At 71.6% G+C, this 21,793-nt stretch carries 22 protein-coding genes; 7 read left to right on the top strand and 15 right to left on the bottom strand.

Going from position 1 to position 21,793, the window contains the following annotated elements:
- Nucleotide 1: 1 nt before the first annotated feature.
- Nucleotides 2-1,903: a nitrate- and nitrite sensing domain-containing protein gene (locus tag AB0L65_RS34430; RefSeq protein WP_364253910.1), complete on the bottom strand. Its 1,902-nt coding sequence runs from the start codon at nt 1,901-1,903 to the stop codon at nt 2-4.
- Nucleotides 1,904-1,965: 62 nt separating this feature from the next.
- On the opposite strand from AB0L65_RS34430, the gene AB0L65_RS34425 reads away from it, so the two are divergent.
- The gene (locus AB0L65_RS34425) at nt 1,966-2,379 is read left to right on the top strand and encodes a hypothetical protein (RefSeq protein WP_313044104.1); all 414 of its coding nucleotides are present in this window, start codon (nt 1,966-1,968) and stop codon (nt 2,377-2,379) included.
- A 1-nt stretch (nt 2,380) separates the two neighbouring features.
- Here the strand turns inward: AB0L65_RS34425 and AB0L65_RS34420 are convergent, their stop codons facing one another.
- On the bottom strand, nt 2,381-2,737 hold the full coding sequence (locus AB0L65_RS34420) for a hypothetical protein (RefSeq protein WP_364253907.1): 357 nt from the start codon (nt 2,735-2,737) through the stop codon (nt 2,381-2,383).
- A 74-nt stretch (nt 2,738-2,811) separates the two neighbouring features.
- Here AB0L65_RS34420 and AB0L65_RS34415 point away from each other — a divergent pair, with 74 nt between their 5' ends.
- A complete protein-coding gene (locus AB0L65_RS34415) occupies nt 2,812-3,339 on the top strand; it encodes a DUF6886 family protein (protein WP_355202816.1) in 528 nt (175 codons plus the stop codon).
- Here the strand turns inward: AB0L65_RS34415 and AB0L65_RS34410 are convergent.
- From AB0L65_RS34410 to xylA, 7 genes are all read right to left on the bottom strand, one after another.
- On the bottom strand, nt 3,314-4,276 hold the full coding sequence (locus tag AB0L65_RS34410; protein WP_364253903.1) for a 2-dehydropantoate 2-reductase N-terminal domain-containing protein: 963 nt from the start codon (nt 4,274-4,276) through the stop codon (nt 3,314-3,316). The genes AB0L65_RS34415 and AB0L65_RS34410 overlap by 26 nt on opposite strands.
- A 12-nt stretch (nt 4,277-4,288) precedes the next feature.
- Complete coding sequence (locus AB0L65_RS34405) at nt 4,289-5,017, bottom strand: glycosyltransferase family 2 protein (RefSeq protein ID WP_364253900.1); 729 nt, start codon at nt 5,015-5,017, stop codon at nt 4,289-4,291.
- A 62-nt stretch (nt 5,018-5,079) separates the two neighbouring features.
- Nucleotides 5,080-5,598, bottom strand: a complete 519-nt coding sequence (locus AB0L65_RS34400; protein WP_364253897.1) for an AAA family ATPase — start codon at nt 5,596-5,598, stop codon at nt 5,080-5,082.
- Nucleotides 5,595-7,196 carry a lysine--tRNA ligase gene (gene lysS / locus AB0L65_RS34395; RefSeq protein ID WP_364253894.1) on the bottom strand — a complete coding sequence of 534 codons (1,602 nt, stop codon included), beginning with the start codon at nt 7,194-7,196 and terminating at the stop codon, nt 5,595-5,597. Before lysS ends, AB0L65_RS34400 begins: the two co-directional genes overlap by 4 nt.
- Nucleotides 7,197-7,323: 127 nt before the next feature.
- Nucleotides 7,324-8,424, bottom strand: a complete 1,101-nt coding sequence (locus AB0L65_RS34390; protein WP_364253891.1) for a Gfo/Idh/MocA family oxidoreductase — start codon at nt 8,422-8,424, stop codon at nt 7,324-7,326.
- Nucleotides 8,421-9,164, bottom strand: coding sequence for a sugar phosphate isomerase/epimerase (locus AB0L65_RS34385; RefSeq protein ID WP_364253888.1), 744 nt, complete (start codon nt 9,162-9,164; stop codon nt 8,421-8,423). The genes AB0L65_RS34390 and AB0L65_RS34385 overlap by 4 nt, the downstream gene beginning before the upstream one ends.
- Complete coding sequence (gene xylA / locus AB0L65_RS34380) at nt 9,161-10,312, bottom strand: xylose isomerase (RefSeq protein WP_364253885.1); 1,152 nt, start codon at nt 10,310-10,312, stop codon at nt 9,161-9,163. Before xylA ends, AB0L65_RS34385 begins: the two co-directional genes overlap by 4 nt.
- Nucleotides 10,313-10,401: 89 nt before the next feature.
- On the opposite strand from xylA, the gene AB0L65_RS34375 reads away from it, so the two are divergent.
- Together AB0L65_RS34375 and AB0L65_RS34370 are read left to right on the top strand one after the other, a co-directional pair.
- Nucleotides 10,402-11,514: an ROK family transcriptional regulator gene (locus tag AB0L65_RS34375; RefSeq protein ID WP_364253882.1), complete on the top strand. Its 1,113-nt coding sequence runs from the start codon at nt 10,402-10,404 to the stop codon at nt 11,512-11,514.
- A 23-nt stretch (nt 11,515-11,537) separates the two neighbouring features.
- Entirely contained in the window at nt 11,538-11,975 is a 438-nt protein-coding gene (locus AB0L65_RS34370; protein ID WP_364253879.1) for a GNAT family N-acetyltransferase, read from the top strand.
- On the opposite strand, the gene AB0L65_RS34365 is transcribed toward AB0L65_RS34370, so the two are convergent.
- From AB0L65_RS34365 to AB0L65_RS34355, 3 genes are all read right to left on the bottom strand, one after another.
- Entirely contained in the window at nt 11,969-12,484 is a 516-nt protein-coding gene (locus AB0L65_RS34365; protein ID WP_364253876.1) for a DinB family protein, read from the bottom strand. The two genes, AB0L65_RS34370 and AB0L65_RS34365, sit on opposite strands and share 7 nt — an antisense overlap.
- An 86-nt stretch (nt 12,485-12,570) precedes the next feature.
- The gene (locus AB0L65_RS34360; RefSeq protein ID WP_364253873.1) at nt 12,571-13,023 is read right to left on the bottom strand and encodes a VOC family protein; all 453 of its coding nucleotides are present in this window, start codon (nt 13,021-13,023) and stop codon (nt 12,571-12,573) included.
- A gap of 111 nt (nt 13,024-13,134) precedes the next feature.
- The gene (locus tag AB0L65_RS34355) at nt 13,135-14,154 is read right to left on the bottom strand and encodes a LacI family DNA-binding transcriptional regulator (RefSeq protein ID WP_364253870.1); all 1,020 of its coding nucleotides are present in this window, start codon (nt 14,152-14,154) and stop codon (nt 13,135-13,137) included.
- A 150-nt stretch (nt 14,155-14,304) separates the two neighbouring features.
- Between AB0L65_RS34355 and AB0L65_RS34350 the strand changes: the two genes are divergently transcribed.
- Nucleotides 14,305-14,979, top strand: a complete 675-nt coding sequence (locus tag AB0L65_RS34350; RefSeq protein WP_364253867.1) for a polysaccharide lyase family 7 protein — start codon at nt 14,305-14,307, stop codon at nt 14,977-14,979.
- Nucleotides 14,980-15,037: 58 nt separating this feature from the next.
- Entirely contained in the window at nt 15,038-16,006 is a 969-nt protein-coding gene (locus AB0L65_RS34345; RefSeq protein WP_364253864.1) for a DUF2332 domain-containing protein, read from the top strand.
- A gap of 51 nt (nt 16,007-16,057) precedes the next feature.
- Here AB0L65_RS34345 and AB0L65_RS34340 read toward each other — a convergent pair whose 3' ends face one another.
- Both AB0L65_RS34340 and AB0L65_RS34335 read right to left on the bottom strand, forming a co-directional pair.
- The gene (locus AB0L65_RS34340; protein ID WP_364254104.1) at nt 16,058-18,391 is read right to left on the bottom strand and encodes an FtsX-like permease family protein; all 2,334 of its coding nucleotides are present in this window, start codon (nt 18,389-18,391) and stop codon (nt 16,058-16,060) included.
- Nucleotides 18,391-19,122, bottom strand: coding sequence for an ABC transporter ATP-binding protein (locus AB0L65_RS34335; RefSeq protein ID WP_364253861.1), 732 nt, complete (start codon nt 19,120-19,122; stop codon nt 18,391-18,393). Before AB0L65_RS34335 ends, AB0L65_RS34340 begins: the two co-directional genes overlap by 1 nt.
- A gap of 90 nt (nt 19,123-19,212) precedes the next feature.
- Here AB0L65_RS34335 and AB0L65_RS34330 point away from each other — a divergent pair, with 90 nt between their 5' ends.
- The gene (locus AB0L65_RS34330) at nt 19,213-19,821 is read left to right on the top strand and encodes a response regulator transcription factor (RefSeq protein WP_364253858.1); all 609 of its coding nucleotides are present in this window, start codon (nt 19,213-19,215) and stop codon (nt 19,819-19,821) included.
- Here AB0L65_RS34330 and AB0L65_RS34325 read toward each other — a convergent pair.
- On the bottom strand, nt 19,818-21,767 hold the full coding sequence (locus tag AB0L65_RS34325) for a histidine kinase (protein ID WP_364253855.1): 1,950 nt from the start codon (nt 21,765-21,767) through the stop codon (nt 19,818-19,820). The genes AB0L65_RS34330 and AB0L65_RS34325 overlap by 4 nt on opposite strands.
- Nucleotides 21,768-21,793: the final 26 nt, after the last annotated feature.

Raw genomic sequence — 21,793 nt, 5'->3', positions numbered from 1 at the left:
GCTACCGCCCGCTCATGACCGGCTGATCGGCCAGGAGCGACGAGGGCAGGGAGGCCATCGCGGTCAGGCCGCCGTACGGGGAGGGCGCGAGAGTGACCTTGATGCCGTGTCTGGCCGCGAGCCTGCTCACCACGAACAGGCCGAGCCGGTCGCTCTGCGCCAGGTCGAACTCCGGCATCTTCGCCAGCCGCTCGTTGAGCTCGTCCAGCTCGGCCCTGACCAGGCCGAGACCGCGGTCCTCGACCTCGATCATCAGACCGTGCGGGGTGGTCGAGGTCCGCAGGTCCACCCTGGTCTGGGGCGGCGAGAAGAGGGTGGCGTTCTCGATCAGCTCGGCCATCAGGTGGGCCACGTCCGTGACCACCGCGCCGTGCAGCGCGACCGGCGGCGGCTGGAGGATCTCGACCCGCTCGTACTCCTCGACCTCCGCGACGGCCGCGCGCAGCACGTCGAGGATCGGCACCGGGTTGCGCCAGCCGCGCCCGGGCGCCTGGTCCGACAGGATGATGAGGCTCTCGGCGTGCCTGCGCATGCGCGTGGTGAGGTGGTCGAGCTTGAACAGGTCCGCCAGGGCCTCGGGCTCCTCCGTCGCCCGCTCCATGCTGTCGAGCTGGAGCAGCTGCCGGTGCAGCAGCGACTGGTTGCGCCTGGCCAGGTTCACGAAGACCTGGCTGACGCCGTGCCGGAGCCGGGCCTGGCTCACCGCGGCCGCGACGGCCGTGGACTGCACGTCGTTGAACGCCTGGACGATGTCGCTCACCTCGGAGGTGCGGGACTTGACCTCGATCGGGGCGACCTCGTCGGCGGTGGGCGGGGCCGTGTTCGTGCGCAGCCGCTTGACCAGGCCGGACAGCCGCACCTCGGCCAGCTCCGTGGCGGCGTCGCGGAGCCCGGCCAGCTCGCGCACCAGCCGCTTGCGGAAGCGCAGCGAGAGCATGATCGACGCGATGACGGCGATCAGGCCGAGGCCGCCCGCGACCCCGATCTTGATCAGCATGCCGATGGCCGCCGGCGTCACCCGGCTCACGAGGCTCTTGACGGCCAGGGCCTGGTTGCGCTCGACCGCCGCCCACAGGTTCTGGCCGTCGACGGGCCAGGTGGCGGCCGTGACGGGCAGGCCGTTCGTGGCCGCCTGGCCCCGGATGGCGTCCTCGGCGTCCAGGAACTCCTTGTAGACGGGTGACTCGGCCAGCCGCGCGTACGGGCCGCGCAGGTCGCGGTCGAGGTGCGAGAGCGCCTGCGAGAACAGCAGCCGCCTGGTGGCCACCATCCCCGTGAACGCCTCGTGCTCCGCGGGCTCGACCCGGCCCTTGGCCAGCACGACCGCGACCATGGCCCGCTCCCTGGACAGCACGTCCTTGGCCTCGCCCAGCATGGTCACGGCCCTGGCCTGCTTGTAGAGGGCCATGTCGGGCACCAGCACCATGGCGTCGTACATGCGGAAGGACGCGTCCACGATCTGGCTGTAGCCGTCGATCACGTCGAGCGGCGCCACGGTCGTGCCGTCCACCTCGCGGCGGACCTCCGCGAGCTGGTCGAGCTTGGTGTTCAGCGTGACGAGCTGCGCGGTCATCTCCGGTGACAGGTCACGCTGGTTCTTGGCGAGCGTACGGAACGCGGTCACGGCCTGGTCCGTCTCGCCGCGCTGCTTGGCCATCTTGGCGGCGCCCTGCCCGCTGACCAGGAACTCCACGGAGACCAGCCGCTCGTCCTGCAGTTCGATGTTGACGCGCTCGGACGGGTCGGCCAGGTTGGTCGCCAAGTCCTTGATCGACAGCAGGCGCATGCCATCGCCGCCGGTCAGGCCCGCGGCGAACGCCCACAGGCCCACGAGGGACAGCAGCGGGACGAACAGGAGGACGAGAAGTTTCACGGCGATGGGGCGACCACGCGTGGGGGGCATGCGACCTCCGGGTGCAAGATGAGATCGCCTCGCAGAGTACACCCCCCTTTGGAAGGATTTCTGTGCGTCTTCCGCGTTCTTTCTCCGGCTGGACCATCGCGGTCTTCGGATTCCTCGCCTTCGCGCTCGGCCTGCTCGGGTTGGTCTCACCCGACTCGCTGCTGGCCATGCTGGGTTTCGAGGTGCTCGACGTCCGTCCCGCCGGTGACTACACGCTGGTCTATATGGCCGCCTCGTCGATGGCGGCGGTGAACATGGGCGTTTATTACGTTTTTGCGGCTTCTCACGACTACACGCCGTTTTTCCGGTGGACGGTGCCGTTCAGGCTCGTGACGTTCGCGGTCTTCACCACGCTGGTGCTGACCGGGGCCGCGCCGGCCAAGTTCTTCGGCGTCGGGCTCTGGGAAGGGCTCGGCGCGCTCATCACGGGGTTCGCGCTCTGGCGCGAGGGCAAGCTGGTGCCCTCGCGCCAGTGACTCACGGCCTGGCCTCCTCCGAGTCGCGCGCGACCAGTCGGTCGCCCGGCTCGGGGGAGTGTCGCAGGCGCTTCTCCAGCTCGCGCTTCTCGTCCTCCAGCCGGGCCACCCGGTCGGAGGCCTCGGCCCTGGCACCCTGCAACCGGCGGCGGCGCCTGGCGGACCTGCGCGAGCCCGAGCCGATCAGCCAGAGGCCCAGCACCAGGACGGCCATGGCCGCCGCCCCGGCGAGGAACATCTCCACCTGATTGGGCTCGAAGGTGTACCCGAACAGGATGTACCTGGCGCTGTCCTCGGTCAGGACGAGGGCCACGGCGCTGCCGGCGAGGAGGACCAAGAGCACTCCAAGCAGAATCATCCAACTCACCCCTTGTCGTAAGAGCCCGTTTCCACTGCCCTGTCGGGGATGAGGTATGCACCAAGATTGCCATTATGAGACCCGAGCCGGGGCAGGTGCTCCACTTCTCCGAGGACCCGACGATCGAGCGGTTCGTCCCGCACGTGGCGCCGACCTCGATCTTGACGGAGTCGTACGTGTGGGCCGTCGATCGCGACCGCTGCCCCGACTACTGGTTCCCGCGCGCCTGCCCGCGGGCCATGGCCTGGGTCGGGCCGCGCACCACCGAGGAGGACACGGCCCGGATCGTCGGCGCGGGGTGCGGCGATCGCGTGCACGCCATCGAGTACGGCTGGCTCCAGGCGCTCAAAGACGTCCGGCTGTACGCGTACCGGCTGCCGGCTGACGGCTTCGCGCCCATCGGCGACCCGCCGACCGCCGTGGTGTCCACGGTCGCCGTGACGCCGCTCGGCCCGCCGGAACGCGTGGGCGACCTGTTCGAGCTGCACGAGGAGGCGGGGATCCAGCTCAGGGTGCTGCCCAGCCTGTGGCCGTTCTGGGACGAGGTGATCGCCAGCACGCTGGAGTTCAGCGGGATCAGGCTGCGCAACGCCCGTCGATGAGGGCCTGCAGGGTCTCCAGCGGCATCGAGCCGGGCGGCCGCTTCTCCTGCGCGAACGTGTTGGCCTCGCGCCGCAGCACCTCGTTGACCGGGGTGGGCACGCCGTGCAGGCGGCCGAGCAGCACGATCTCGCCGTTGAGGTAGTCGGCCTCGATGGAGCCGCTGCCCCTGGCCAGGCTCTGCCACGACGACCCGCCGCCGCGGACGATTCCCTCGATGTGCCGGACGTCCACCTGGCTACCGCGCAGGCTCGCCTCTTCCTCCGGCGTGGAGTACGTGATCCCGGCCCGGTCGAGCAGGTCTTTGGCCTCGGTCCTGGCCGCCTCGACGACCTTGTCCCTGCCGGGAGCGTGGCCCACGAGCGCCTCCACGGCGTTGCCCAGGTTGCTGAGCAGCTTGCCGTGCTTCCAGCGCATGACGTCGGTCTGGGTCAGGCCCACCAGGCCGTGCTTGCCGAGGTCGCCGGCGATCCGCTCGGCGAGGTCGTCCACACCCTGGGGATAACGTCCGACATGGAGCAGGCCCGAGTAGGGGTGCCCGTAGGCGGCGACGACGCCGGGCTCCAGATGCTGGGCCGGCAGCCACACGCAGATGCCGTAAACGCGGTCAAACCGCCGCAGGACCATGCGCTCGTTGGCCACGCCGTTCTGGGCGCAGGCCACGGGCAGGTCGGACGGCCAGCCGGCCAGCGCGGAGACGGTGTCCTGGGACTTGGTGGCCAGGATCAGCACGTCGTCGTCACGCGCGGGGACAGGGCCGTCGGCGACGGGGAGGTCGAGGGTCTCGGTGGCTTCGGGGGTGATCAGGCGCAGGCCGTCACGCTTGAGTGCCTCGTAGTGGGCGCCTCTCGCGACGAGGAGAACGTCGTGCCCGCCTTGGTGGAGGCGGGCACCGATGGTTCCGCCGACTGCTCCGGCCCCGATCACTATGTAGCGCATTGTCCAAGGATGTCACTTTGCGAGGGCGACCTGGGCCTGCGCCGGCACGCCGGCCCCCCGCGTACGCTCCCGCATGATCGTCTTGAGCACGCGCCAGCCGTCGCGCACCGCGTTCAGGTTGCTCACGCCGTGGATGCGGGAGCGCTCGTGGCTGGGGACCTCGTGGATGATGAGGCCGGCCTGGGCGGCGCGGACGTTCATCAGGGTCTCGATCTCGAAGCCGTCGCAGTCGAGCTCGAGGGAGTCGAGGTGACGGGCCCAGAAGGCGTTGTAGCCGTAGCAGAGGTCCGTGTAGCGGGTGCCGTAGAGCAGGTTGGTCATCCCGGTGAGGACCTTGTTGCCGAGCGAGCGGATCGGACTGAGGTCGTCCGAGCCGCCACCAGGGGCGTACCTGGAGCCCTTGGCGAAGTCGGCGCCGTTGAGGAGGGTGGAGACGAAGGAGTGGATCTCCCGGCCGTCGGTCGAGCCGTCGGCGTCGATCATGACGATGATGTCGCCGCGGGCGGCCTGGAAGCCCTCGATGAGGGCGTTGCCCTTACCGCGCCGGCTCTGCACGACGACCCGGAGGTCGGGGCGCAGCCTGCGCGCTACGGCGATGGTGTCGTCGGTCGAGTTGCCGTCGACCAGGATCACCTCGTCGATCCAGTCGGGCAGCGTCGCGAAGACGTGGGGAAGGTTCTCGGCCTCGTTCATCGCGGGGACGATGACACTGACGCTGGCGGCGAAAGGCTGCTTGTTCATGGAATCAAGATGACTCCCCACACATGCAAGTCACTTGACACTGCCTTGCATTGGTCCGTCATTTATCGGACCAGCGCCTCCGCGACCCTCTCGATGATCTCCTCGGGCGTCTGGCGCGTGGTGTCCAACCATAGACCAATGCGCGGGGTCTCGGTCCGCAGCGACTCGTCTAGCTGGGCAATCGTCCAGTCGGAGCCGTACCCGACCTTGGGGCGGGCACGTTCGCGGCGATCCACTTCATCCGGATCGGGCACCAGGACGATTACATGAAGAGGACGAGTATGAATCAATTTCGTAAACCGTTCCAAGTCCGGGCCAAGAATAACGTCCTGGACTATTGGCGTGAATCCGGCATCGAAATACAGGTCCGCGGTGTTCGCCGCTATCCGGTGACGCAGGTGCAGCTGGCGGAGCGCCTCGCTGTCGAGGTCAGGGGTCATCTCGGCGCGGCCGCCCACGACCATGCGCCGGAACGTGTCGCCGCGCACGTGGGCGGAGCGCGGCAGGCGCTCCGCCAGCGCCTGCGCCACGGTGGACTTGCCGGCGGCCGAGACGCCGGTGATCAGGACGGCGCCGTTCACGTGCCGACGAGCTTCCGCACCCGGTCGGCGCCGATGGACAGCAGCAGCGTGGGCAGCCTGGGGCCGGTGTCGCGGCCGACCAGCAGCCTGTAGAGCAGGGCGAAGAAGGCCCGCTGCGCCGCCTTCAGCTCGGGCGTCGCCTTGGCGTCGGCCGGCAGGCCCGCCTGGAGCTTCGGCACGCCGTACACGAGCGTGGTGAGGCTGTCCAGCGACCAGTCGTCCAGGCCGTCGGACAGCAGCCGCAGCGACTCGCGCTCGGCCTGGCCGAGCGAGTCGAGCAGCTCCTCGTCCGGCTCCTCGCGCACGCGCGTGCGCTCGCCGGCGGGCACGTGGGCATCGACCCAGCGCTGCGCCCGGTCGAGGCGGGGGCGGGCCTCGTCGAGCGTCTCGATCGCGTCGAGGTCGCGCAGGATCCGCAGGGTCTGCTCGGCGTCGCCGGTCGTGACGTCCACGATGGAGGCCAGCGTCCGGTACGGGACCGGGTGCGGGGTGGCGGGCAGCGGGCCCGCGGCCGTGCCCACCGCCCTCCTGTACGCGGCCAGCTCGGCGGGCTGCCCCTGACCCTCCGCGATCTTGCGGCCCAGGGCGTCCCACTCGTCGTAGAGCCGCTGGATCTCCTGGTCGAAGGCGATCTTGAAGGACTGGGCGGGCTTGCGGCGGGCGTACAACCAGCGCAGCACCGGCGCCTCCATGATCTCCAGCGCGTCGGCGGGAGTCGGCACGTCGCCCTTGGAGCTGCTCATCTTGGCCATGCCGGTGATGCCGACGAACGCGTACATCGGGCCGATCGGCTGCCGGCCGCCGAACACCTTGCCCACGATCTGGTCGCCGACGATCCACGCCGAGCCGGGAGAGTGGTGATCGACCCCCGACGGCTCGAAGACCACGCCCTCGTAGGCCCAGCGCATCGGCCAGTCGACCTTCCAGACGAGCTTGCCGCGGTCGTGCTCGGCCAGGCGCACGGTCTCGCCGAAGCCGCACTCGCAGGTGTAGGCCAGCTCGGTGGTCGCGTCGTCGTACGCGGTGACCGTCGTCAGGTCGCGCTCGCACAGGTCGCAGTACGGCTTGTACGGGAAGTACTCCTCCACCTGCTTCGACCGGTAGCGGGAGAGCACGGCGTCGATCTTCGCGCGCTCGCGCACGGCCAGCAGGATCTGCTCGCGGTAGGCGCCGCGCGTGTACTGCTCGGTCTGGCTGATGCCGCGGTATTCGACGCCCAGCTCCTCCAGGGCCTGGATCATGGGCGCCTTGAAGTGCTCGGCCCAGTTGGCGTACGAGCTCCCGGGAGGGGCGGGCACCGAGGTCAGCGGCTTGCCGATGTGCTCGGCCCACGACGGGTCGACGCCCGCGGGCACCCTGCGGAAGCGGTCGTAGTCGTCCCAGGACAGCAGGTGCACGCACTCGACCCCGCGCCGCCGGATCTCGTCGGCGACCAGGTGGGGGGTCATGACCTCGCGCAGGTTGCCCAGGTGGATGGGGCCCGACGGGCTCAGGCCCGAGGCGCAGACGATCGGTTTGCCGGGCGCGCGCCGCCCCGCCTCGGTGATGACCTCGTCCGCGAACCTGGAGACCCAGTCGGTCTCGGCACTTTCCGCCATCGCGCCATTCTTGCGGCTCCGCGTCACCCAAGCCAACGCGTTACCATCCAAACCCTCCGTGTCGCCAGTCCCGGACGGGCCGCGCCCCACCGCCGACGAGCGGCGGGGCGACGGGTGGGCGGGGTCGCTAGAGGGTCGCCGCGTGCGGGTCCCAGTCGGCGGGGAGCGGGTCCGGAGCGGTCAAGGTGGAGGTGATGGGCAGGAACTCCCCGCGCTCGCCCGACTCCGAGATGGCGCACATGAGCTCGAGCACGTGGTACGCCAGCTCCCCCGAAGCCCGGTGCCCCGTGCCCGCCCGGAGCGACCTGGCCAGGTCGAGCACGCCGATGCCGCGCCCGGCCGTGGTGCCCGACACCGGCAGCTCGCGCCAGTCCGCGTCGCGCGGTCCGCGGGCCAGCAGCGGGCCCTCGAAGGTGTTGGGGTCGGGGAGCGACAGCGCGCCCTCGGTGCCGATGATCTCGATCATCCGGCGCGGGACCGGCGAGTCGAAGCTGAACGTGGCCGTCGCCGTCGCCGTCCCCGGGAAGTCGAGCAGCGCGTTGACGTGCGTCGGGACGTCCACGGGGAAGACCAGGCCCTCCTTGGGCCCCGAGCCGACCACGCGGTGCGGCCGCGCCTTGCGGGTGTCGGCCGCCACCCGGGTGACGGGCCCGAGCAGCGACACCAGGGCGGTCAGGTAGTAGGGGCCGAGGTCGAAGAGCGGGCCGCCGCCCGGCTGGTAGAAGAACTCGGGGTTGGGGTGCCAGGACTCCGGCCCCAGGTTCTGGATGGCGGAGGTGACGGCGACCGGCTCGCCGATGAGGCCGGAGCGCAGGGCGTGCAGGGCCGACTGGAGCCCGGCGCCCAGGAACGTGTCGGGGGCGCCGCCCACCCGCAGGCCCAGGTTGGCGGCCTCGGTCACGACCTTGGCGGCCTCGTCCACGCTCATGGCCAGCGGCTTCTCGCCGTACACGTGCTTGCCGGCGCGCAGCGACTCCAGCGCGACGGCCGCGTGCGCGGACGGGACGGTGAGGTTGACGACGATCTCGACCTCGGGCACCGCCAGGACGGTGGCGAGGGTGCCCGACACGGGGACGCCGTACTCGGCCGCGACCGCGGCGGCCCGCTCGGTGTCGATGTCCGCGAGGCCGAGCACGCGGACGTCGGGGAAGGAGGTGAGGTTTCGGAGGTATTGGCCACTGATGTTCCCGGCGCCGATGAGGGCGACGCCGATGGGGCCGTTGCTCAAGAGCCCTCCAGGGAGGTGAGGTAGGCGTGGCTGTCCGCGAGAGCGGCGAAGATGTCGGTCGCGCACTCGTCGAGCTCGACGATGCGCCAGGCGTCGGGTGCGGCGTCGAGGATCTCGGGCACCGGCATGACGCCGCGGCCCACCGCGGTGTGCGGCTCGCCCTTGACCACCGGGCCGTCCTTGACGTGCAGCGCCAGGACGCGCTCGGAGAGGCGGCCGAGCAGGGCCGGCACGTCCGCGCCGCCCACCGCCGCCCAGTAGGTGTCGATCTCCAGGAACACCTCGGGAGCGAGCAGGTCGGCCAGCGCCTCGATGGCGTGCCGGCCGTCGATCTCGGGCTCGATCTCCCACCAGTGGTTGTGGTAGCCGATCCGCATCCCGTACCGGGCCGCCTGCTCGGCGAAGCCGTTCAGCAGATCGGCCGTGCGCGACAGGCCGTCGCGGGTGGTGAACTCCTCGTGCTCGATGCCGCCGGGGATGATCACCAGGTCGGTGCCGACCGTGGCGATGGCGTCGAAGACCTCCGACGGCTCCTTGCTGAGCAGCGCGTACGCGTGCGTGCTCGACACCGTCAGCCCGAGGTCGTCCACGACCTCGCGGAAGCCCTTGGGGTCCGTCGTGGGGTCGTAGGGCTCGACGGACCGGTAGCCGATCTCCGCGATCCGGCTCAGCACCGTGTCGCGGTCGGCCGCCAGCGCGTCCCTGACGGTGTAGAGCTGGACACTGATGGGTTTCGTCATCCGCGTACCCCCAGGAGGTGCTCGAGTGCGAGCTGGTTGAGCCGGGTGAAGTGGAAGCCGCGGGCGGCGGCCACTTCGGGATCGAAGTCGTCCTTGGCCAGGTCTGCCCAGGTCTCGCCCGGCGCAAGCGTAGGCTGGGCGAGCTCGTCCACGCGGGAGGCACTCAGGGCCTCCTGCACCTCGGGGTCGGCGCGGAAGGCCCGCGACTTCTCCTTGAGGATCAGGTAGGTGCGCATGTTCGCGGCCGCCGAGTCCCACACGTCCTGGGCGTCCTCGGTGCGCAGCGGCTTGTAGTCGAAGTGGCGGGGGCCGTCGTAGCCGCCGTTCTCCAGCAGGTCGACCAGGAAGAAGGCGCTCTTGAGGTCGCCGTGGCCGAAGATCAGGTCCTGGTCGTACTTGGGGCCGTGCTGGCCGTTGAGGTCGATGTGGAAGAGCTTCCCGTGCCACAGCGCCTGGGCGATGCCGTGCACGAAGTTGAGCCCGGCCATCTGCTCGTGGCCGACCTCGGGGTTGAGGCCCACCATCTCGGGGTGCTCCAGCTCGTTGATCAGCGCCAGGGCGTGGCCGATCGTGGGCAGGAGGATGTCGCCGCGGGGCTCGTTCGGCTTGGGCTCGAGGGCGAAGCGGAGGTCGTAGCCGCGCTCGCGTACGTACGAGCACAGCAGGTCCAGGCCCTCCTTGTAGCGGTCGAGCGCGGCCTTGACGTCCTTGGCCGAGTCCGACTCGGAGCCCTCGCGGCCGCCCCAGCACACGTAGGTCTTGGCGCCGAGCGAGGCGGCCAGGTCGATGTTCCTGATCACCTTGCGCAGCGCGTACCGGCGGACGTCGCGGTCGTTGCTGGTGAACGCGCCGTCCTTGAAGACCGGGTGGGTGAAGAGGTTCGTGGTGGCCATCGGGACCTTCATGCCGGTCTCGTCCAGGGCCTTCCTGAACGCGGCGATGGCCTTGTCCCTGTCGGGCTCGACGGCGAGCAGGTCGTCGTCGTGGAACGTGACGCCGTACGCGCCCAGCTCCGAGAGCTTGTGGACGGTCTCCACCGGGTCGAGCGGCGCCCGCGAGGCGTCGCCGAAGGGGTCGCGCGCCTGCCAGCCGACCGTCCAGAGGCCGAAGGTGAACTGGTCGGTCGGGGTTGGGATGAAATCGGTCATTTGGGGTGGCTCCTCGGTTTAGTCCATAATCTGTACATAATCCTGAGGAGGCAGGCATGGCGGCGTCAAGAGGGGTCCGGCATGATTCCATGCGCGCCCGTAACCTGGCCGTAGTCCTGGGCGCCATCCACCGATCAGGACCGCACACCCGGGCCGCGCTCGCCGAGATGACGGGGCTCACCAAGACCACCGTGTCCAGCCTCGTGTCCGACCTGATCGAGGCGGGAGCGGTGGCCGAGGGCGGGGCCGTGCGGGGCGGCGAGCGGGGGCGGCCGGGCGTGGCCGTGAGCCTGAGCGGCGACCGGGTCGCCACGCTGGGGCTGGAGATCAACATCGACTACCTGGCCGCGTGCGTCGTCGATCTGACCCGGGAGGTGCGGCTGCGCCGTACCCGGCCGGCCGACAACCGCAACTCCGACCCCGTGGACATCCTCGGGAGCCTGCGCGACCTGGTGAAGGAGACCACGGCCGAGGCCGAGCTGGCCGGGCTGCGGGTCATCGGCGCGGCCCTGGCCGTGCCCGGGACGGTCGAGGGCGAGGTGCTGCGCAACGCGCCGCATCTGGGCTGGCGGGACGTACGCGTGCCGGACCTCGTCGACCTGCCCTTCGTCATCGACAACGAGGCGAACCTGGCGGCGCTCGGCGAGCTGTGGTTCGGCTCGCGGGAGACGGACTTCCTCTACGTGTCCGGCGAGATCGGCATCGGCGCCGGGCTCGTGGTGGACGGCACCGTGTTCAGGGGGACGTTCGGGCTGGCGGGCGAGCTGGGCCACGTGGTCGTGGTGCCCGACGGGCCCGCCTGCAGGTGCGGCGGGCGGGGCTGCCTGGAGGTGTACGCCGGTCAGGACGCCCTGCTGGGGGCACTGCCCTCGGTGTCCGAGCTGGTCACGCGGCTGGAGTCGGGGGAGCGCCGGGCGCTGGAGGCGTGCGGGCGGGCCGGGCACGCGCTCGGCGTGGCGCTCACCTCGGCCGTGCACCTGCTCGACCCGGGCCGGATCGTGCTCGGCGGGATCTACGCGCCGCTCTTCCCTTGGCTCGAAGGGCCGGTGGCGGAGGGGCTGGGCACCCGGCTGGGCCACATGCGGGGCACGCCGCCCGCTCTGGTGGTCTCGGGCATCGGCGCGGACGCCGCCGTGCTGGGCGCGGCGGGGCTGATCATCCAGCAGGTCATCGCCGAACCCGCCCAGATGCTCGGCCTGTAAGGGGCGATCTCTACCATATCGGCATGCTGATCGAAGAGCGGGCCGCCGAGGACGGCGAGCTGGCCGAACTGCTCGACGCGGCGTTCGCGGAGCTGGTGGCGCGTTACGGGCCCGAGGGGCGCTCACATGTCAAGGACGGCGCGAGGTTCCTCGTGGCGTCGGTGGACGGCCGGGCCGTCGGCTGCGGCGCCGTGCAGCCCGTGGACGACCTCACCGGGGAGCTCAAGCGGATGTTCGTGCTGCCCGAGTATCGCGGGCGCGGCATCGCCACGTCGATCCTGGGCGCGCTGGAGGGGCTGGCCTGGGACCTGGGTTACCGGCGGCTGCGGCTGGCGACCGGGCTGCGGCAGCCCGAGGCCATCGCGCTGTACGAGCGGTGCGCGTACCGGCCGATCGAGCCGTACGGGAAGTACGTGGACGCCCCGCTGACCCGCTGCTACGAGAAGCCGCTGGCTCAGTAGTAGCCCTTGGCGCCGTCGAGCAGCTCCCTGACCGTGTCGAGGTGGCCGACGTGCCTGGCGGTCTCCTCGACCATGTGGATCAGGATCCAGCGCAGGGTGGCGGCGTTCGAGCTGAAGCCGGGGAACTCGCCGACGTCGTCGAACGAGTGGGCGGCGACGATCTCGTTGGAGACCGCGCACTGCTGCTCGAACTCGTCGAGGAGCCGGGCCAGCGGGACGCCCTCGACCCGCATGTCGAGGTCCTCCGCCGTCTCGTCGAACTGCGGGTTGGAGGCCGAGTCGCGGCCCAGGAAGAGGACCTCGAACCAGCAGTGCTCGGTCCAGCGCATGTGGGAGACCAGGCCCGCCACCGTCATGAGCGGCGAGGTCGGCAGGACCGGCCGGTGGGCGTCCTCCTCCGACAGGCCCTCGCATTTCCACCGCACGAGCGCGCGCTGCAGGTCGAGCCAGCCGATGAGCTGGGTACGTTCGTCTGCGACGGCGGGAGGGCGTACGCGGGAGAGGCTCATGGCCGCCGACGCTACTTCAGTGATCGCCCTGCCCGCACCGCATTTTCCCGGCGGTGGGCGGACCCGGAAGGCCCGCCCACCCGCGCCTAGCCGTTGGCCGCGTCCTCCAGGCCCTGGACGTCGATCTTCCTCATGCCCATCATGGCCTTGACGGCGCGCTGCGCCCGCTCCGGGTCGGGGTCGCCGATCAGCTCCTGGAGGCGGCGCGGGATGATCTGCCAGGACAGGCCGTACTTGTCCTTGAGCCAGCCGCACTGCGACTCCTCGCCGCCCTCGGTGAGCTTCGCCCACAGCTCGTCGACCTCCTCCTGCGAGTCGCAGTCGACGTAGAGCGAGACGGCCTCGGTGAACGTGAACTCCGGGCCGCCGTTCAGCGCGATGAACCGCTGCCCGGCCAGCTCGAACGTCACCACCATGGCCGACCCGGTGGGCCCGGGCGTGACCTCGAGGACGCGCGAGTCCTTGAAGAGCGAGGTGTAGAACCCGGCGGCCTCCTCGGCCTGGTCGTGGAACCAGAGGAACGTGGTGATCTTCTGCATGGCGTTTCCTTCCTACGAGGTCTCTCGCCAACGCGTCGAACTCCTCTGGGCCGGATCGACAGACCAGACACCGGATTTTCGCTTTTTTTCTGACGCGCCACCCGCAGGCCGCTAACCGGGCGCCGGCGCGGTGCTCTCGCGGATCACCAGGCTGGTCGCCAGCTCGACCCGCGGCGTGTCGGGCTCCTGGCCGTTGATGAGCTGGATCAGCATGCGGGCGGCCATGGCCGCCATGTTGGCCAGGGGCTGGCGCACGGTGGTGAGCGTGGGGGCGATCCACTGCGCGAAGGACAGGTCGTCGAACCCGACCACGCTCAGGTCCACCGGCACGCGCAGGCCGCGCGCGTGGGCCGCCCGGTACGTCGCCAGCGCCTGGATGTCGTTGCCCGCGAAGACGGCCGTGGGGCGGTCGGGCAGGTCGAGCAGCTCCATGGCGTGGTGGTAGGCCGGCTGGTGGCTGTAGTCGCCGTGCCGGACCAGGGCGGGATCGACCTCGATGCCCACCTGGTCGAGCGCGGCGCGGTAGCCGTCGAGCCGGGCCCGCGAGGTCAGCCGGTGCGCGGGACCGGTGATCATCGCGATCCGCCGGTGGCCGAGCTCGATCAGGTGCCTGGTCGCGGTGAAGCCGCCGTTCCAGCTGGTCGAGCCGACCGACGGCACGTCGGGGCCCTCGTCCACGGACGGCTGCACCACCACGAACGGGATGCCCAGCCGCCGCAGCTCGCGCTCCTGGTCGGCCGAGAGCTCGGAGATGACCAGGATCGCGCCGAGCGAGCCGCGCGTGCCGAGGTCGTCGAGCCACTGGCGGGCCAGGTTGCTCCGCTTGTGCACGGCCGAGACGACCAGGCCCATGCCCTCGGCCTGCAGCGCCTCCTCGGCGCCGCGGATCAGCTCCACCGCCCAGGGGTTGTCCAGCTCGTTGATGACGAACTCGATCAGGCCGCCGGGGTGCTCGTAGCGGCCGGGCAGCGTGTAGCCGTGCTGGCCGAGCAGCCGTTGGACCTTGCCCCTGGTCTTCGCGGAGACATCCGACCTCCCGTGCAGCACCTTGGACACGGTCGAGACCGAGACGCCGGCCTGAGCCGCGATGTCGGCCATCGTGCTCCGCCGCTCCGTCGTGATGTCGTCCACTGTTCACATCCTCCCGCCCTCTAAGTCTGCCGTCTCGAACAAGCCCTTGACGACATCCGACGTTTCGCCTACTTTTCCGGCAGATTGATGTTTCGCAACGTTTCGCAAATGCGCTCCGCCGTACTCCGACTCCACACCAAGGAGGAACGCATGGATCACGCACCCAGCCGCCGCGCGGTGCTCGGCGGCACGATGGCCGGCCTCGCCGTCCCGCTCCTCGGCGGCGCCCCGGCGGCCCGGGCCGCCACCGCCCGGGCGGCGGGCCCCATCGGCTCCGGCTGGACGGAGATCTTCCCCACCTACTCCGTCCACCAGCCGCCCGACAGGACCCGCCACACGTACGACGCCGCCACCGGCGAGCACCACTTCTGGGTGTTCGACACCGACCCCAGCACCTTCCCCGGCCAGGACTCGGGCCCGCGCAGCGAGCTGCGCTTCCACAACGACTACACCTCGGGGGACGCGCAGTTCGAGTGCGACATGAAGATCGGGGCGGGCACGCACCGGATGTGCGTCATGCAGGTCTTCGGCGGCGCGACGTCGGCGACGGCGTTCATGACGCTGGCCATGAACACCGACAGCATCAACTACTACGACTCCACGACGCAGATCTACGCCCCGGTGTACGACAAGTACATCCGGCTCAACGTCGTCCACGAGACCGGCATCGGCAAGATCCACATCTTCGTCAACCGCCAGTACCGCACCAGCTTCAACGACCGCGGCGCGGCCACCCACTACTTCAAGGCCGGCCTCTACGGCCGGGCAGGGATGTCGGCGCGCAGCGACAACCACATCAAGAACATCCACATCTATCGCAAGTGACCGACCCCACCGGCCCGCCCTGTTCCCAGGGGCGGGCCGCCTCCTTAGAGTGTCGATCATGGAGCCGACGACCGCGGAACAGTACCGGCGCTTCGCGTCGAGGCAGGCCCGCGGCTCGTCGCCGCTGTACGAGCTGCTCGCCTCCGGGGTGGCAGACGACCCCGACCTGATCGCGCTGCTGTCCGGACTCCCGCCCGCCAAGCGACAACCCAACCTGCTGTTCGCCGCCGCCCGGTACGTCGCGGGGACGCCCGCCGGCTACCAGGAGTTCCGCCGGTCCGTGCTCGACCACCGCGACGCGGTCGTGGCCACGATGCTCGCCCGCCGTACCCAGACCAACGAGGCGGCCCGGTGCGCCGCTCTCTACCCGCTGCTCGCCTCGCTCCCGCAGCCGCTGGCGCTGCTGGAGGTCGGCGCGTCGGCCGGGCTGTGCCTGCTGCCCGACCGCTACGGCTACGACTACGACGGACGCCTGGCCGGGGACCTGGACAGCCCGCTGCGGCTGCGCTGCCGCACCGAGGGCGAGTCGCCCTTCGCCGAACCGGGCGGCGCGGTGACCGTCGCCTGGCGGGCCGGCATCGACCTCAACCCCCTCGACGTCACCGACCCCGACGACGTCCGATGGCTGCGGACGCTGGTCTGGCCCGAACAGCACGACCGCCTGCGGCGCCTGGACACCGCCATCGACGTGGCGCGCCGGGATCCGCCCCGCATCGTTCGGGGAGACCTCAACGCGCTGGTCGGCGAGGTGGCCGCCCAGGCGCCCGCGCACGCCACGCTCGTCGTCTACCACACCGCGGTCCTCTATTACGTGCCGGACGACGGGCGCGCCACGTTCGTGGAGCAGGTCCGGCGGCTCGGCGGCCACTGGATCGCCCAGGAGGACCCGGGCGTCCTCCCGGATGTGGACGCCCGCCTCCACGAGCGGCCGCCGGCGGACGTCGTCACCTACGCGCTCGCGCTCGACGGGCGTCCCGTCGCGTTCTCTGCGCTGCACGGCGGCTGGCTCCGCTGGCTGCCCGCCTGAAATCCGCCCGCCTGAAATCCGCCCGCCTGAAATCCGCCCGGCTGAGGCCCGTCACTCGCGCGCCGCGAGCGTGTCCGCCGGACGGGAGCTCAGCGCGAACCTGCCCGGGACGGCCGTGGCCACCAGCGCCAGGGCCGCCACGGCGGCGATCACCGCGAGGTACGCGACCGGCGGCACGTACGGCAGCGCCGACCCCGTCATCCCCGCGCTGAAGGCGGCCAGCGTCACCAGCGAGATCGCCGACCCGAGGGCCACCGCCACGACCGTCGCCGTCAGCGTCTCCGCGCGCAGCATCCGCGCCGCCTGCCGGCGCGTCGTGCCCACCACCCGCAGCAGGGCGAGCTCCCTGGACCTGGCCAGGGTGGACATGGCCAGCGTGTTGACCACGGCGATCGCGCAGAAGGCGATGATCAGGCCCATGGCGACGTACGTGACCGCCGCGTTGGGGCTCTCCACCTGCGCAGTCCCGGCCCCGTCGAGCACCGGCACGCCGGACGCCCGATGGAGCGCCTCCCGGTCCCCGCCGGAGACCAGGACGGTGCCCCGCGGGTCGTCCACGTGGCCCGCGACGAGCTCCCGGGAAAGGGTCAGGTCGCCGAAGCCGAGACCGCGGGCGTAGATCGCGACGACCCGCACCTCGGCGGGGGTGCCGTCGCCGAGCACCAGCCTGAGCCGGTCTCCCAGGCCGGCGTCCAGGCGGTCGGCGGCGGTGCGGCTGATCGCCGCGGACGTGTCGCCGAGCCCGTCCAGCGAGCCCGCCACCACGCCCAGATCCATCGTCCGGTCCAGGCCGACGGGCGTGACGGCCTGGACGGCGTACTTCTCGAGGTCGATCCTGACCGACGTGCGCAGCACCTCCGTGACGGCACGCACGCCGGGCACCTGGCGCGCGGCGGCGGCCGAGGCGCCGGGCCCGAGCACGTGGTCGGCCCTGACGCCCGCGCTCAGCTCGCTCTGCGCGGCGTGTCCCATGGTGGTCTGCACGAACAGGATCGTGCACGTCATCGCCGTCATCAGGGTCAGCGGCACGATCACCGAGGCCAGCCGTCCGGTGCCGGCGCGCAGGCTCTTGCGCGCGAGGTAGCCGGCCACGCCGGGCGCGCGCAGCGGCAGCGCCGTCACCGCCCGCGCGACCAGCGGCCCGAGCAGGGCGACCGCGATCGTCCACACCAGCGCGGTCAGCATGGTGACCGGGCTGGAGGCCGCCTCCGTGTTCAGGCCGGACAGCACGATCGTCAGGACCACGCCGCCGGCCAGGGCGAGCAGGCCCGCGACCAGCCGCACCGGCGGGATCCCGGCGGCGGGCATCGCCGTCTCTCCCAGCGCCTCCACCGGCCTGATCCGCGCCGTACGGCGGGCGGAGACGCGCGCCGCCACCCACGCGGCCACCAGCGTGGTCAGAACCGCGACGATCGGGGGGAACGGGCTGACCACCAGCCGCAGGTTCGCCGGCATCGCGCCCAGGTCGACGAACCGGGACCGCAGCCAGAACCCGAGCAGGATCCCGGCCCCGGAGCCGAGCGCCCCGGCGACCGCGCCGATGAGCAGGGCCTCGCCGCCGACGAGCCTCCTGACCTGCCCGGGCAGGGCGCCGACGGCCCGCAGCAGGGCGATCTCACGCCGGCGCTGCTGCATGGACAGCGCGAACGTGCCCACCACGACGAGGATCGCCACCAGCAGCGAGGTGCCGCCGAGCGCGCCGCCCAGGCTGATGAGCCTGACCCGGGAGTTCTCCGCCGCGGGGAACTCGACCGCGCCGCGCTCGTCGCCGGTGTAGGCCACGGCGCCCTTGACGGTGACCTCGACCCCGGGCCAGACGCCGATCGCCGTCACCAGGCCCTCGCGTCCGGCCAGGCGGCGGGCCTCGCCGGTGGCGAAGAAGATCGTGTCCTGGCCGGGCAGCGCCTGCGCGGTCACCCCCACCACGCGGTGGCCGGGGATCGCCCGGCCGGCGTGGCGGGCGTCCACGACCACCTCGTCCGCTGCCTTGGGGGCGCGCCCCTCGGCGAGCGTGAACGGGGTGAGCGCGGCCGACTCCCAGCCGTGGGCGGTGAACCCGGCGTACGGGAAGGTCACCTCGGTGACCACCTTCGTCACGCCGGGCACGCGGGCGAGGTCCTGCGCCAGGGAGGCCGGGACCCACCTGCGCTCGGACAGGAGCTTGGCCTTCTCCTTGCCGCTCTCCTTGGCCTGCCGGACATACTGGTCGCCCGCCACGATCACGGGGGCGCCGGCGTACCGCTCGGGCGCCACCCCGCCGCGCAGGCCCGTGTCCAGCAGCATCCCGCACGCCGTCACCAGCGCCGCCGCGCACAGCAGGGCCACGAACGCGCCGGCGAACCCGGCCTTGCGGTGGCGGAGCATCCTCAACGCGAAAGAGATCATCAGTTCCACGCCCCCAGCCCGGTCATGCGCCCGGCCACCTTCTCGGCGGTGGGAGCCGCCATCGCGTCCACGATCCGGCCGTCGGCCAGGAACAGCACGTTGTCGGCGTACGAGGCCGCCACCGGGTCGTGGGTGACCATCACCACGGTCTGGCCCAGCCCGGAGACCACCTCCCGCAGGAGGGTCAGCACGTCGCGGGCGGTCATCGTGTCCAGCGCGCCGGTCGGCTCGTCGCCGAACACCACCTCCGGCCTGGTCACCAGCGCCCTGGCGATCGCCACGCGCTGCTGCTGGCCGCCGGAGAGCTCGGCCGGGCGGTGCCCGGCACGGCCGTCGAGGCCGACCCTGCGCACGACCTCCCGCAGCCAGCCCTGGTCGACCCGGGTGCCGGCCAGCATGAGCGGCAACGTGATGTTCTCCGTCACGGTCAGCGCGGAGACCAGGTTGAAGGCCTGGAACACGAAGCCGATGCGCCGGCGCCGGAGCTCGGTCAGCGCGTTCTCGTCCATGCCCGCCAGGTCGGTGCCGCCCAGCCGTACCGACCCCGAGCTGGGGACGTCGAGCCCGGCCGCACAGTGCAGGAACGTGCTCTTGCCCGAGCCCGAGGGACCCATGACGGCGGTGAAGGTGCCCCGGGGAATGGCGATGGACACCTCGCGCAGTGCCGCCACCGCGCTCCGGCCCCTGCCGTACACCTTGCTCACCGCGTCCAACCGCACTGCCTCTGTCATGCCTCAAGCCTGCTGATCTGCGCTTTCAGCCACCAGAGAGCCGGTCACCACCCCGCCATGACCTCATCATGATCCGGACATAATGGTCAGGTGATCCGCATTCTCCTGGCCGAGGACCAGCACGTCATCAGGGAGGCGCTCGTGGCCCTGATCAGCATTGAGCCCGACATCGAGGTGGTCCAGGCGGTCGAGTCCGGGGACGCGGTGGTCTCCGCCGCCCTGGTCCACCAGCCGGACGTGGCCGTCCTGGACGTCGACATGCCCGGCGCGATCGACGGCCTCGACGCCGCCGGCGAGCTGCGCGCGAAGCTGCCGGGCTGCCGCACGCTCATGCTCACCGGCCACGGCAAGCCGGGCCACCTCCGCCGCGCGCTCGCCTCCCAGGTGGACGGCTTCATCCTGAAGACCGCCTCGCCGGAGGAGCTGACGGGCGCGATCAGGAAGGTGGCGCGGGGCGAACGGGTTCTGGACCCGTCGCTCGCCAGCACCGCGTGGAACCTGGCCGACAACCCGCTCACCTCGCGCGAGGCCGACGTCCTGCGGCTGGTCGCGGCGGGTGCCGAGGCGACCGAGATCGCGGGACAGCTCTTCCTGAGCGCGGGGACCGTCCGCAACTACATCACCGCGATCGTCGCCAAGCTCAACGCCCGCAACCGCACCGACGCCGCACGCATCGCCACCGAGGCCGGCTGGATCTAGATCGGGACCGTGGCGGTCAGCTCGAAGCAGCCGTCCTCCTGGGACACGGCCAGCCGCCCGTCGAGGGCCGTCAGCCGGGTGGTGAGGTTGCCGATCCCGGCCGAGCCGCGGCGTCCCTCCGCGGCCCGTGCCCCGTCGTTGCGCACGCTCAGCCGTACGGCGCCGTCCCGTACGGACGTCGTGATCGTGCAGCGGCGGGCCGAGCTGTGCCGCAGGACGTTGGTGACGGCCTCCCTGAGCACGATGCCGAGCGTGGTGTCGGCCTCCCCGGCGAGGGTGTCGTGGCCCAGGTCGAGCAGGACGTCGATGCCCGCGGTCGCCAGCAGCGAACGGGCCGACTCCGCCTCGGTGGCCAGGGACAGCTCCTGGTGCCCGCCCGACACCGTCCGCAGGTCCCGCATCGCCTGCTCGGTCATCGACAGGACGTCGTCCAGCTCCTTGCGTGCCCGCTCGGCGTCGAGGCGGCGGGCGAGCTCGCACTTGAGCAGGATCGCCGCCAGGGTGTGCCCGAGGAGGTCGTGCAGGTCACGGGCGGCGCGCAGGCGTTCCTCGACGACGGCCGCGCGGGCCGGGCCGTCCCGCGACTCGTGCAGCTCCCTGGCCAGCTGGGCGAGCTTGAACAGCCCGTACACGACCAGGCCGGTCACGACCGTGCTGATCGGGTAGTTGACGATCAGCGGGACCGGCAGGCCGAGCAGCACGCCGGCCGCCGCGACCACCGCGACGATGGCCGCCACCAGCGGCAGCGCCGCCGCCCACGGGAAGGCCAGCAGGATGGGCCCCGCCAGGAACCCCGCCACTCCCAGCCACGCCTGCCCGAACAGCGGGATCGGCGCGAACGTCAGCACCGCCATGATCGACAGCGCCACCGGGTGCCGCCCCTCGACCGATCGCAGCTGCATGAAGACGATGACGGCCAGCGGGATCGCCGGCCACGGCGAGCCGGCCACCAGCAGCGCCTTGGCCGAGAACCCCACCAGCACGGCCGCCAGCAGCGCCATCGGCAGCACGCTGCCACCCGGGTCGGGCACGGGCTCGGTGACCGTGGCGGGCAACCTCGCCTCCACCGTCACCATGGCGTCGTCGGTGAGCCCGACGGTGAGCGTGCCGCCCGCCGCCTCGACCTGGGCGGGCAGGTCGCCCAGGCTCTCGTCGCCGGCCGTGCGCGCGCCGTCGTGGGAGACGCGCAGCCGTACCGTGCCCGCCTCCGTGAAGGTCTCGATGCGGCAGGTGGTGGCCGTGCGCCGCCGTACGATCTCCGTCACGGCCTCCCGGAGCACCGCCGCCAGGAGCGCTCCCGCGGGACCCAGCGGCTCGGCGTGCCCGACGCGCACGTCCACGGTGACGTCCGCGGCGGTCAGCATGGCCTTGGCGGTGGTGATCTCGGGGGCCAGGGACATGGCCCGGTAGCTCGCCGCCGCGGCCCTGGCCTCGGCCAGCGAGCGGCGGGCGGTCTCCACGTCGGGCTCGCCCGTCCGGGCGCCGTCGGCGATCGCGGCCAGCGCCCTGCCCAGGCCCGCGCTCAGCTCGGCGGCGATGCGCAGCCGCTCCTCGGCCGCCGCCGTCACCGCCAGCGCGAGCCTGGCCGCGTTCACCTCGTCGATCCGGTCGATCATCTTCGTCAGGCCGTAGACGATCAGAGAGATCAGCACCATGCTGATCACCGGGTCGGCGGGGCCGAGCAGCGCGGCGCTCACCGCCACCGCCAGGGCGAGCGGCCACAGCCGGGTCAGCAGCAACGTCCCGCCGACGAAGCCGAGCACGCCGACGGAGGAGCCGGACAGCAGAACCGACCCGTACGCCAGGACGGCCTGGAGGGGGACCAGCCACCACGACCGCCACCGGGCGAAGGCGACCTGCACTCCGAACACGGCCAGCGCCAGGGGCGAACCGGCGGCCACGTAGATGCTCGCGAAGCCCGCGAACACCACGACAACGATCAGCATCGCCCGCTTGTGCACCCGAGCAGCCT

The organism is Nonomuraea sp. NPDC052116 (assembly GCF_040680035.1).
In the GTDB taxonomy this organism is placed as follows: Bacteria; Actinomycetota; Actinomycetes; order Streptosporangiales; family Streptosporangiaceae; genus Nonomuraea; species Nonomuraea angiospora_A.
This window is presented reverse-complemented; position numbering and strand designations above follow the sequence as displayed.